This is a genomic window from Flavipsychrobacter stenotrophus (assembly GCF_002954265.1).
In the GTDB taxonomy this organism is placed as follows: domain Bacteria; phylum Bacteroidota; class Bacteroidia; order Chitinophagales; family Chitinophagaceae; genus Flavipsychrobacter; species Flavipsychrobacter stenotrophus.
In genome coordinates this window covers 576,970-589,294 of sequence record NZ_PPSL01000003.1, presented here as the reverse complement: position 1 = coordinate 589,294, position 12,325 = coordinate 576,970, and the positions used below count along the sequence as shown (strand labels likewise).

9 protein-coding genes are annotated in these 12,325 nt (G+C 45.1%); 6 read left to right on the top strand and 3 right to left on the bottom strand.

The genetic code is table 11. The features are described 5' to 3' along the window. Window positions 1-124: 124 nt before the first annotated feature. From CJD36_RS12475 to CJD36_RS12455, 5 genes are read left to right on the top strand one after another with little or no spacing between them, the layout of a single operon-like run. The gene (locus tag CJD36_RS12475; protein WP_105039506.1) at window positions 125-667 is read left to right on the top strand and encodes an RNA polymerase sigma factor; all 543 of its coding nucleotides are present in this window, start codon (window positions 125-127) and stop codon (window positions 665-667) included. Continuing rightward, complete coding sequence (locus CJD36_RS12470; RefSeq protein WP_105039505.1) at window positions 657-1,424, top strand: hypothetical protein; 768 nt, start codon at window positions 657-659, stop codon at window positions 1,422-1,424. The genes CJD36_RS12475 and CJD36_RS12470 overlap by 11 nt, the downstream gene beginning before the upstream one ends. A gap of 10 nt (window positions 1,425-1,434) precedes the next feature. Beyond that, window positions 1,435-2,211, top strand: coding sequence for a hypothetical protein (locus CJD36_RS12465; protein WP_105039504.1), 777 nt, complete (start codon window positions 1,435-1,437; stop codon window positions 2,209-2,211). A 3-nt stretch (window positions 2,212-2,214) separates the two neighbouring features. Continuing rightward, on the top strand, window positions 2,215-3,450 hold the full coding sequence (locus CJD36_RS12460) for a hypothetical protein (RefSeq protein ID WP_105039503.1): 1,236 nt from the start codon (window positions 2,215-2,217) through the stop codon (window positions 3,448-3,450). Between the two features lie 26 nt (window positions 3,451-3,476). Continuing rightward, window positions 3,477-4,715 (top strand): hypothetical protein, encoded by a 1,239-nt coding sequence (locus CJD36_RS12455; protein ID WP_133162627.1) that lies wholly within the window; start codon window positions 3,477-3,479, stop codon window positions 4,713-4,715. Window positions 4,716-5,204: 489 nt separating this feature from the next. On the opposite strand, the gene infB is transcribed toward CJD36_RS12455, so the two are convergent. The 3 genes from infB to CJD36_RS12435 form a co-directional block, all read right to left on the bottom strand. Then, window positions 5,205-8,480, bottom strand: a complete 3,276-nt coding sequence (gene infB, locus CJD36_RS12445) for a translation initiation factor IF-2 (RefSeq protein ID WP_105039909.1) — start codon at window positions 8,478-8,480, stop codon at window positions 5,205-5,207. A gap of 242 nt (window positions 8,481-8,722) precedes the next feature. Further along, window positions 8,723-9,970: a transcription termination factor NusA gene (nusA, locus tag CJD36_RS12440; protein WP_105039500.1), complete on the bottom strand. Its 1,248-nt coding sequence runs from the start codon at window positions 9,968-9,970 to the stop codon at window positions 8,723-8,725. Between the two features lie 46 nt (window positions 9,971-10,016). Then, window positions 10,017-10,472, bottom strand: a complete 456-nt coding sequence (locus CJD36_RS12435; RefSeq protein ID WP_105039499.1) for a ribosome maturation factor RimP — start codon at window positions 10,470-10,472, stop codon at window positions 10,017-10,019. 847 nt (window positions 10,473-11,319) lie between these two features. Here CJD36_RS12435 and CJD36_RS12425 point away from each other — a divergent pair. Further along, window positions 11,320-12,282: a T9SS type B sorting domain-containing protein gene (locus tag CJD36_RS12425; protein WP_105039497.1), complete on the top strand. Its 963-nt coding sequence runs from the start codon at window positions 11,320-11,322 to the stop codon at window positions 12,280-12,282. The last annotated feature ends 43 nt before the right edge of the window (window positions 12,283-12,325 follow it).

The following is a 12,325-nucleotide window of genomic DNA, read 5'->3' as shown; positions in this document are numbered from 1 at the left end:
AGGAACATTTACAAAACACACCAACTAAATCAACTCTTTACAACAATTTTTAGTTGTCCGGGCAACCTTTTCCCTCCCTTCTGCATATCTTACTATACACAACCACACCAACACACCACTTTACATGACCGAAGAAAAGGCCATACAAGGATGTAAAAAACAAGACAGGATCTCACAAAAGTTCCTGTACGATGCCTACTCCGATGGTATGCTCATGGTATGTGTGCGGTACGTAAAAAACCTCCCCGATGCCGAAGAACTCATGCTCAATGGCTTCTTTAGCTTCTTCCGCTCTATAGATCGGTTTGTATACTCGGGCAAGGGTAGCCTGGTGGCATGGCTTAAAAAGATCATGGTCAACGAATGCCTGATGTTCTTGCGTAAGAAAGGCGCGCTACGGCTGGTAGAAGAGGAATATGCAGGAGAAATACCGGTAGATGGAGGCTCGCTAAACAACATAAATGCAGGCGAGATTTTAAAGATGGTCACTGCCCTGCCCGATGGTTACCGCACTGTCTTCAACCTCTTTGCTATAGAGGGTTACGGACATAAAGAGATCGCCACTATGCTGGGCATTACAGAGGGCACATCAAAATCACAGTTAAACAAGGGGCGGGCGATATTGCAGCAGCTGATCAAACAAAACGGATGCTACTATGAACAGTAACACCACAGAAGAACAGGTAAAACAAAAGATAGAGTCACTCACCACACTGCAGGCAGGTATAGTGTTTGGCCACGAAGACGCATGGGATAAACTACAGGCCCGGCTGGATGCAAAACCCACTCGCAAGCCATTCCCTGTATTTCGACTTGCAGTAGCTGCTGCACTGGCATTGGCTATTATCACCATAGCTATCATGTACCTGCAACCAAAACAAAACAATACCTCACCTGATGTTATAGCGACGCTCCCAAACCGCGACAGTAACCGTTCTGATGTCATGGTGAGCCCCTCGAACCACGACATCAGCATCGGGCAGGACCATAGATCTATAACTGACAGCTTCCACTCCCAAACCTCAATCGCCTCAGCCCCTGTAAAACCCCATCATATAAAATCATCGGCACCCCAACCCATATCGCCGGACCCACTCGTACAGATACCACAACCAACAACCGATTTTGTACCGACTCCCGCACCCACTCCCGGGCCTGTTATGAAGGTGGTACACATCAATGAACTTGGCAAAGAGCAGGCACCCGTTTATGAATTTGCAGACAAAGACATTCCGCATCCGCACGTTATGTTTAAGATGAAAGTGATACACATCAACAACCTCATGAAACCCATAAACCAGGACGATTATCTCCGGGAGATGCAAAACAATACAGCCGTTCATTTCCCGCTCTTCCGCCGCCCTGCAGACCGCCAACCTAACGACCAGCCACGTACCTTATTTAAAATTAACCTGTCCAACTAAAACCAGACTAATGAGAAAACTATTGTTGTTGATTGCCCTGTTAGGCATCTCTACTACCTACGCGCAGACTTTTGCCGATTACATCAATGCGCATAGAGAAACCACCTTCCGGATCCCGGAAGCATCCATCTACCATACACATACCATTTATCTTCACGACCATGAAAAGATGGTGATCGAAATGACGGACATTACTGACTATACCATGCTCAGCGACATCGATTCCATTCTCCGTGAAGCCCTTGCTGATGCGGCATTCTACAAAGATTCATTTACAGAGTTACAGAATGTAAGAATAGATTACGACATAAAACTGGGAAGCGACAACACCATAATGCGTTTTAAAAAGTATAACCCCGATGGCGATATTTATGTAAAACAAAATGGCAAGATGGCGCGTATGAAAATAGCCCGCGACACCTTCCGCATCATCTTTCGCAAACCACTACACGACCATAGCAGCAAAATGTATCTATACGACTATCCCGTTCAGGTTACCTTTCTCATGAACAACTATAACAACCTTTATACGCTGCTGCAAGATAAGGGTATGTTGAAGCATACGATCGACACATTGGCCAAAGCAACACTACCCGAAATATACAGCCCCCACCTTAGCCAGCACCATACGGAAGTAGAATACATGCCTTACACAGCCTACAAAACAATGACCGTAAAGCGCGAAGACACGCCACCCGTTGTTAGCAAATGGGAAAGCAAATTCATGAAGAAATACCTCGAACATCCCGCTACAAAAACAGACACCAGTCACACTCAAAAACAATAACCAATGAACAAACTGATCTTATCTACAGCGCTTATACTTATAAGCCTGCACGGCACTCTCTTTGCCCAAACCACAGACTTGCACACCTTGCCGTCCAGAACGGAGTCTACATTCAACCCTTGCATACCATGCTATATCCACATAAAGGATGTGGTAATGCTCAAGGATAAAAAAATGGTGCTGGAACTGTTCAGGATAGAAGACTATGCACTATTGAAAAACATGGACTCCATACTTATGAACTTCAGGAAAGACATTGCTTTTTACAAGGATTCGCTGGAAGGTAATAATATGAGGAATGTACGCATAGACTATGTATACAACCTTAAGAACAACACCCGTAAAATACGGTTCAATAAATACCCGGCCGAGGGGCAATCGTTTGTAAAGGTGAATAACGATGTATCAAGGCTTAAAATTGAGCAGGACACCGTGCATATCGTTATTGAAAATGAGATGCCACTGAAAGAAGCTATGTTTATAAAAGTGAAAGGCCCCGGCAAAGAATTGCTGAATATATTTCCGTACAGCATACAGCTCACATTTACACTGAATAACTACACCGATGTAGACCAGATAATTGCTGACAAAGTAGAAATGAAGCGCATCGTAGACACCCTGGAAGAAGCGAAACGACCTTTGGCAAGTGGTAAGAGAGGGCATGTTGGTGTTGTGTCATCAGTGTATCGCCCCTATCTTTCCGAGACAGCTAAAAAAATCACACGTCCGGCAATAGTGCAGTATAAGCAATACAATGGTGTTATAAAGGATGAACTCGATATGGAACATAACGGCTATGATTACCTTACTGCCGACTTCAACATGGGCATTGGCCTCATACGCAATACCCTCGCACCTTCCGCCGACCTTGGCCTGCAATTACTGCTTGGCTATAAAAAATACCGTTCGTCCAAAAACCATAATGTCCTGGGCCTGTATTTCCAACCCATTTTCTTCTTCGACAAAAACAGCAACGGTGATTATATTACCAACACTAATGCCTTTGTAAATCTGCACTGGGGCGAGGAAATGGACAATGACTTAATGGGACTGAAGATCAGGAGGACAACATTTGGAGTGGGCTATCTGGTACTATCTAAGGGTAACTATTTTAAGAATACCACAATGAAAGTATTTTTGGATCTGCAGCTGGCTCACGGTGTTACACTTTCCCCCGAACTCATAGCCACCGATAACTTCAAACAAATATTCCCGGGCTTTACACTGAAAATTTTCTAATTTGGTAATGCCTAAATGTACTACCTATGGATAACACAAGCATTTTACGCCACAGTTGGACGCGCACTGAGAAAATCCTCTTTCGTTTCTTTGCGGTATTCTTCCTGGCCAATATATTCCCATGGACGATGCTTGGCAATCTCTTTGACTCACTCGTGTATTGGACGGGTAGAGTTGTGCTGCACATTCCTTATAAAATAGAAGCAAAACCCAATGGCAGCGGCGACACCACGTACAATTATGTAGAGGAGTTTTTTATTATCGTTCTTTCCTTTGCATCATGTATAGTATGGAGCATAGCCGACGGCAAACGCAAAAGCTATAACAGGGGGTACTATTGGGTATTGGTTATTGTCCGCTACTATCTTGCTTTTGCACTCATGGAGTACGGCTTTGCCAAGATATTCAAGTCGCAGTTTCCTGCGCCCGGTGTTAGCAGGCTCCTGCAGCCCTATGGGTCTTCATCGCCTATGGGTCTTGCATGGACCTTCCTTGGCTACTCAGACGCGTATAACTACTTTATGGGTTTCTTTGAGGGTATAGGTGGACTGTTGCTGCTTTTCAGGCGAACAAGGCTTTTCGGGGCATGTATAGCTACTACAGTTGTTACCAATATCGTTATGATCAATTTTTGCTACGATGTGCCGGTAAAGCTCTTTTCTACCAGCCTCTTGCTCATGTCTCTGTTCATCATAGCCGCCGATGGCGGCCGCTTTCTCAACTTCTTCATCTTCAACAAGCCTGTAGCACCCGCAGCATCGGTTTCAATATTCCGGACCAGGAAATGGAACATTGCCCACAAGGCTGTAAAGGCAATTTTTATCACGGCATTTCTGGCATTATCTATCTACGACAACATAGATATGATCGGTAACGGTGAGACGGATAAAACACCCATGGCCGGCGCATATGATGTGCAGACCTTCATTTGTAATAATGATACACTGGCGGCAGTCGTCACAGATAGCGTAAGGTGGCGGCGCATTATAATTGGCGATGATTATGCCTCAGTAAGAAAAATGAATGATAGTACCGCGTGGTACAAGTTTAAAGCCGATACCGTGCACCATACATTGGAGATGACCAGTGACAAGCAGTTTACTATAAACATGTCTTACAATAAGACCGACAGTAACACTTATACAATGACTGGCAGCTACCACGGTGCTACCTTATACGCTGTCATAAAAAGGATAGACGACAAATCGTTTCTGCTTACCAACCGTGGCTTTCACTGGATCAATGAATACCCCTTTAATCGTTAGGCGCTTTACGTTAGGCTATAAGCACATAGTGGTTGAAGATGAGTTCCTTGCTAAGGCAAATAGTTTTTACTACTACACAACCATTATGCTCAGGTAAGCATTTATACTACTGTCTATCGCACCGGCGGAGGTGTAGTATATCGCCGGGGCCGTGCAGAGCATTCCTTTTAAGAACTTATTATTATGGGCATTTGTCACTATCACTATCTGCAGATAGGAGGCCGGCCGGCATTACGGTATAATGCCTGTGTGCTGTACATTATTGATATCAACACCAATGCGAGAGCTGAAGAAGTCATTGCCTGTCTTAAAGGGAAGTATAGTGATGGTGGGTGTTATAAAATACATCATAGAATAGTGGATAGAGGAGCGGGGGAACTGGCATTATATCTGATAATTGAAGGGCGGCAGGAAGTACACAACCCTCTATAATAAAGAATCCCGGCAGTTTTGTAACTGCCGGGATTTTTACATTTAATACTTTATTGATTATAAGGTACGTTTTACTTCTACCTCTTCAAAGCTTTCTATAATATCTGCTGTACGGATATCGGAGTAGTTCTTGACCATTATACCGCACTCATAACCGGTAGCTACTTCCTTCACGTCATCCTTGAAGCGTTTCAGTGAAGACAGCTCACCTGTGAATACCACAATACCATCTCTTACGAGGTTGATCTTAGAATTACGGGCGATCTTACCATCCAGTACATAACAACCTGCGATAGTTCCGATACCACCTATCTTGAATACTTCACGTACTTCTACGTTACTTGTAGTCTTCTTCTCTACCTTAGGCTCAAGCAAGCCTTCCATGGCGCTCTTGATCTCTTCGATAGCATCGTAGATGATGGAGTAAGTACGGATCTCGATGTTCTCCTGCTCTGCAAGCTTGGCAGCCTGTAGGGATGGACGCACCTGGAAGCCGAGGATGATAGCATCAGAAGCCGTTGCCAGCAATACATCTGACTCGGTGATCTGACCAACACCCTTGTGTACTATATTCACCGCTACTTCTGGTGTAGCCAGTTTCTGCAATGAGTCACTAAGCGCTTCCACAGAACCATCGAAGTCACCCTTGATGATGATACCCAGTTCCTTAAAGCTACCCAATGCCAGACGACGACCAATTTCATCGAGTGTGATGTGCTTGCGGGCGCGGATACCTTGCTCACGCATGATCTGCGAGCGGTGGTTGGCCGTTTCCTTAGCTTCATTCTCATCAGCAAATACCCTGAACTTCTCACCTGCCTGAGGTGCACCATTCAAACCGAGTATCTGAACCGGTGTAGATGGACCTGCTTCGGTAACACGCTGGCCACGTTCGTTGAACATCGCCTTGATCTTACCATAGTATTGTCCGCATACTACCATGTCTCCCTGACTAAGTGTACCATTCTGTACCAATATCGTAGATTGGAAACCACGGCCCTTATCGAGCGATGCTTCAATTACAGAACCGGTAGCCATACGATCAGGGTTAGCTTTCAACTCCAGCAATTCTGCTTCCAGACCTATCTTTTCCAATAACAGGTCAATATTCAGACCCTTCTTGGCAGATATTTCCTGGCTTTGGAATTTACCACCCCAGTCTTCAACCAGGATGTTCATTGTAGCCAGCTGTTGCTTGATCTTTTCTGGATCAGCACCTTCTCTATCTATCTTATTGATAGCAAATATCATTGGCAGGTTTGCAGCCTGTGCGTGTGATATTGCTTCTTTTGTTTGTGGCATTATCGCATCATCAGCTGCAATAACGATCACACCTACATCGGCTACCTTGGCACCACGTGCACGCATTGCGGTAAACGCTTCGTGACCCGGAGTATCGAGGAATGTGATCTTCTTACCTGCAGGTGATAACACCTGGTAGGCACCAATGTGCTGAGTGATACCACCGGCTTCACCTGCTACTACGTTGGCACTACGTATATAATCGAGCAATGAGGTCTTACCGTGATCGACGTGACCCATGATAGCTACAATTGGTGCACGAGGCTTAAGATCATCTTCCGAATCTACTTCTTCATCTTCTTCATCTACACCTTGTTCCAGGTTGATGAATTCCACTTCATAGCTAAACTCACTTGCTACCAGTTCAATTACTTCCGCATCAAGGCGCTGATTGATAGACACCATGATACCCAGGCTCATACACTTGCCGATGATATCGGCAAAGCTCACGTTTAGCAAACTAGCCAACTCACTTACCGAGATGAACTCAGTAACCTGTATGATGTTGATACCATCAGAGTTTTCTGCCGCTGCACGCTTTTCAGCCATTTCATCTCGCTTGTTACGGCGGTATTTGGCCTTAAGGTTTTTGCTACGGGTAGAGCCTGTAAGCTTAGCCTGTGTTTCGCGTATTTTATCTTGTATCGCTTTCGCGTCAATTTCCTGCTGTTGCTGAGAAACCGGTTCGCCATATGGCCTGCGAGGACCACCCTGGCCACCGCCACCCGGCCTGTACGGACCGCCACCCTGGCGACCACCCTGGCCATTACCTGATGGGCGACCTACGCCACCACCACCTGGCCTGCCGCCACCACCGGTGCCGTTAGGACCATTGATAGGACGGCCTACACCGCCACCACCTGTAGGGCGACCAACGCCACCACCATTCCTACTGCCTTGTCCGCCAACACCCGGAGTACCGGTGCCCGGAGGGCGCTGGCCTGGGGTACCTGTACCCGGCTGACCCGGTTTGTACGATTCAGGACGTTTTTCAACAGGTATGCGTTTGCGCTTGCGCTTTTCTCTTTCACTAGGCCTTACGTTTCCGCCACCCGGCTGAGAAACAGGCAATTCTATTTTACCAATGATCTTAGGGCCTTCCAGTCTTGGGGCCCTCATCTCAATATGTTCCGGCTTATTAGCATCATCGTCATCAGCTGCGGCTGCAGGCGCTTCAGGAGCGGCCTGTGGCGGAGCTGGAGTAACTTCTGCTACCGGTTGTGGTTTTGGTTCTGCTTTTTTAGGCGCTGCAACTTCCTGCGCAGGCGCTGCGACAGCTGCTGTTGGCTCTGCCGGAGTTTCTGCTACAGGCTCTTTCTTCGGAGCTGTTGCTTTTTCGGCCTTCTTAGGTGCTGCTTCGGGAGCTGCTTTCTTCACCGCACCCTTTTTAGGGCGGGAAGCAAGGTTCATCTCATCGAGATTGATCTTACCAAGAATATTTGGGCCGCCTATCTTAGGTGCTTTAATGTCTACGTGCTGAGGTTCTTCAACTTCAGGTTCGCTCTTTGCAGGCGGTGCTACAGCTTCAGGCGCTTTTTCTTTCGGCGCTTCGGCTACCACAGGGGCTGCCTTTACAGGCTCCGCTGCTTTCTCCTTAGGCGCTTCGGCCACTACTACCGGTTTAGCTACTTCTACAGGTTTTACCTCTGCTTTCGGTGCTTCTGCCTTTACTTCTGCGGCTTTAGACTTTTCTACTTCCTTTGCAGGTGCAGCAACAGGCTTCGGCGCTTCCTTTACAGGGGCTACCGGCTCTTCCTTCTTCGCTATTACCGGCTCAGCTTCCTTCTTCTTACCGTTATCATACAACGAACCCTTAGGCAATGCAATCTGGTCGCTCCTGCGTTTGGCGTCTTTGTCTAGTGCAAATTCTACCTGCAGGGCGCCATACATTTGCTCGGTGAGCTTGGCACCTGGATTGCTACTCATCTGGAATCCTTTATCACTAAGGAACTCTACAAGTGTTTCCTTACCAATGTTAAATTCCTTAGCAGCTTCCAGTAACCTGGGTGTCTTTGTTGTTGTTGTTGTCATTATTACTATTTCCTTGTCAAAATACTTTTTCGCCGGGTTTTCACCCGGCCCGCACCCTGATGATACAAACCTACGCCATTTTATGCTAAAATGACGAAGGGGCACGACCGGCTGCATCACTTTATTTACGCAATGCGTAAAAACTTAACATATATTTTCCCATTTATGGGCAAAACACATCATTTTACTCAAATTCAAAGACACACAGGTACTTTTCAGCTTACAAATGCCACCATACGCGCTTAGTCTTCGTTCTTAAATTCTGCTTCCAGTATATTGCGCAGTTCCTTAACTGTTTCCTCTTCAAGATCGGTACGGCGTACCAGCTCTTCGTTAGAAAGATCCAACACGCTCAGTGCTGTATCGCAACCTATCTTCTTCAGTTCTTCAATGATCCATGGTTCTATTTCATCCGCAAATTCTGCCAGGTCAATGTCGAAATCAACTTCTTCCTTAGCATCACGGAATACATCTATAGAATACCCGGTCAGTTCTTGTGCCAGCTTAATGTTAACACCCTTCTTACCGATAGCCAGAGATACCTGGTCGCTATCGAGGTATACATCAGCAGACATTTTTTCGTTATCCAGCTTAATGTTGTTGATACGTGCAGGCGTTAAAGAGCGCTGCAGCAACAGGGTAACATTGTTGGTATAATTGATAATATCTATATTTTCATTACGCAGCTCACGAACGATACCGTGGATACGGCTACCCTTCATACCTACGCAGGCACCTACCGGATCGATACGATCGTCATAGCTTTCTACAGCTACCTTGGCGCGCTCACCGGGCTCACGTACTATCTTCTTAACCGTGATCAGACCATCGAGTATTTCCGGAACTTCTATTTCCAGCAATTTCTCAAGGAATGAAGCATGGGTGCGGCTAAGGATAATAACAGGTGTATTGTTCCTCATTTCTACTTTCTTTACTACCGAGCGAACAGTTTCGCCTTTCTTAAAGAAATCTGTAGGTATCTGCTCTGTCTTAGGCATGATCAGCTCATTACCTTCGTCATCAAGCAGCAACATTTCTTTTTTCCATATCTGGTAAACTTCGCCGGTGATGATGTCGCCAACACGGTCGGCATACTTCTTCATCAGGTTGTTTTTCTTCAGGTCGCCAATACGGGCAGCCAGTGTTTGCTTTGCAGCCAGGATAGCACGGCGGCCAAAGTGTGCCACATCTACTTCCTCATACACTTCTTCACCTACGTTATAATCGGCTTCAATTTTAATAGCTTCAGTATATGGTATCTGTGCATTCTCGTCTTCCACCATATCGTCCTCTACTACCTCGCGCCTGCGAAATATTTCAAGGTCACCCGTCTGGTCATTCACTATCACATCGAAGTTATCATCACTGCCGTACTTTTTACGAAGCAGCGTCTTAAAAACATCTTCAAGTACCTTCATGAGGGTAGGCCTGTCAATATTTTCCGCGTCTTTAAACTCCTGGAAGGAATCAATAAGATTGATACTTGGCATATACTCTGGTTTTTCTCTGCCCTTATTTCAAGCGGGCAAAGGCTTGTTAAAAAATAATTTGTACTACTGCTTTCTTTATATTTTTAAAAGGTATCACTACCGGTGTTGCTATTTTTTCTTTCAGTTTTTTCACTTCAAGCGTCACTTCTGTTTCAGAAACCTCTGTAAGCATACCCGTTGTATCCTTATCTTCCTTATCTGTAATAGTGATCTTGCGGCCTATATTTTTAGTATACTGCCTCAACTGGGCCAGTGGCTCATCTATACCGGGGCTCGATACTTCGAGAGAAAAATCGCCATTGGGGAACGAGCCATCTTCTTCTAATATATGATACAACCTGCGGTGTATAGATACACTGCGCTCTATGGAGAAGCCACTATCGGCATCCATGAACACCTTAATATTATTGACCGGCTTCACTTTTATGTCTACAATAAACATATCAGTACCATCGATCATGGGCTCTATAAGAGCATATACTTTTTGAATCAGCTCACTCATACCTAAAAAACGAGGGGACAATTATTTGTCCCCTCTCTTTCTAATTTGTGCAAATGTACAAATTATTATTGAATAAATGGGGCAATTTTACAATTCGGCAATTCGACAATGTACATACAGAATGTTCCGGTGAGGCAGTCATCCGGCTGCTACCGAATGTCATAGTGAGCCTCGCCGAACCACGACATTCGCACGGGCCGGCTCTCTTTAAGACCCACCCAAACCGTCTTTGCGAGCCCTTCGCGAAGCAAAGACCGTGTTGGGTAAGGTTTTTGCCACCTCTTAAAAAATGGCAGTTTTTCACAAAAGTGGCAGTTTTTTCTCACCAATTTCCGTGTATGGCTTTGTGAGTAAGGGTTCGGCCGATTCTAATAAACTACTACATTTTGCCACTTCCTGCCACTTTCTGCCACATGTTGCCACTTTTTTTTGTCTGAACCATGATTTTTAGGATTTAAGGATAGACATGATACCCGGTGAATTGAGTTTAGTAATTTTCATATAGTGATCAAGCGATTTTTCCCTCGTTTTAAGCAAGATAAGGTACCGAAAGGTCCGTTTCCAAATATTTTTGTAAAACCCGCGCCAGCCAAGGAAAGAAATTTACATGATGGTTTTTCAATGAGATAATTCGGCAATTTGACGATTTGGCAATGATCTTGTTAAAGCAATTACGCAGTGCAAAATGAAACCAATATTCATAATTTTTTAAGAGGGCGGGATTTGTATAGTAACAGAAAATCAAGGCACTCATTAAAAGATCAATAAACATTACATTTTTTATATCTTTGGCTTCATTGTACATCCCTATTGACCAAAAATCTATAGCCCTAAAGTTTCGTAATCTATGAAATACTCATTTGTCATCTTCCCACTACTATTGCTGTTGGTATCTTTTAAAAGCAACGCACAAATATCCACACCAGGTTTTATACATTATGTTTACTGCCCTTACAGCTATAGTCAGGCCGATGCTTGCGCCGGTTGGCGGCAGGTAACACAGGGCACCTCCGACTACTTTAATGCCTGCGCCACAGGCACAACTGTGGGTGTACCCAACAATCTTTTCGGAACTCAAAGTTCATGGAATAATGCGTACATGGGGCTGTTCACATACGTAGACATGTATGAATACAGAGAATATATAGGCACAACTATCGATGCGCTTACAAAGGGTAAAACCTATACAATGTCCATAAAAGTGTCGCTTGCAGATTACAGCAAGTATGCTACAAACGGGCTCGGTATCTTTTTCAGTACTTATGCCGTAAATGAGCCGCTGCTGTCGGGGCCTTTAGCGGTCACTCCGCAGATAGATTATTCGAGTTATGGCGTGATAACGGATAAAACCAATTGGGTGACCCTTACAGGAACATTTGTGGCGGATTCTGCATATACCAATCTGGTAATAGGCTGTTTTAAAAATGATGCTAACCTTACTAAAAGTGTTGTAGGTGGCAACACCGGCGATAGCTATTACTACATAGGCATGATAGGCGTGCAGGATTCTGCAGTGGAAATCAAAGACACAATCGCCTACCCTTTCCCCAATGCGTTTACACCAAATGGAGATGGACACAACGATCTGTTTTGCCTTGCCGGAGATCCGCTAACCGTCTACGATGATTTTTCCCTAAGTGTATTCAACCGCTGGGGAGAGCGAGTGTTCTGGACAAACTATTCGTCGGCAGGATGGAATGGCATGTATAAAAATGTACCTGCAGCACAAGGCGTGTATGTATACACGGCTCAAATAACCGAACATGGCAAAACAACCTCACTAAAGGGAAATGTGACATTGATAAGGTGATGAGATGGCTGGTGACAAATGAAAGGCGTGCCAGGCAAGGGAA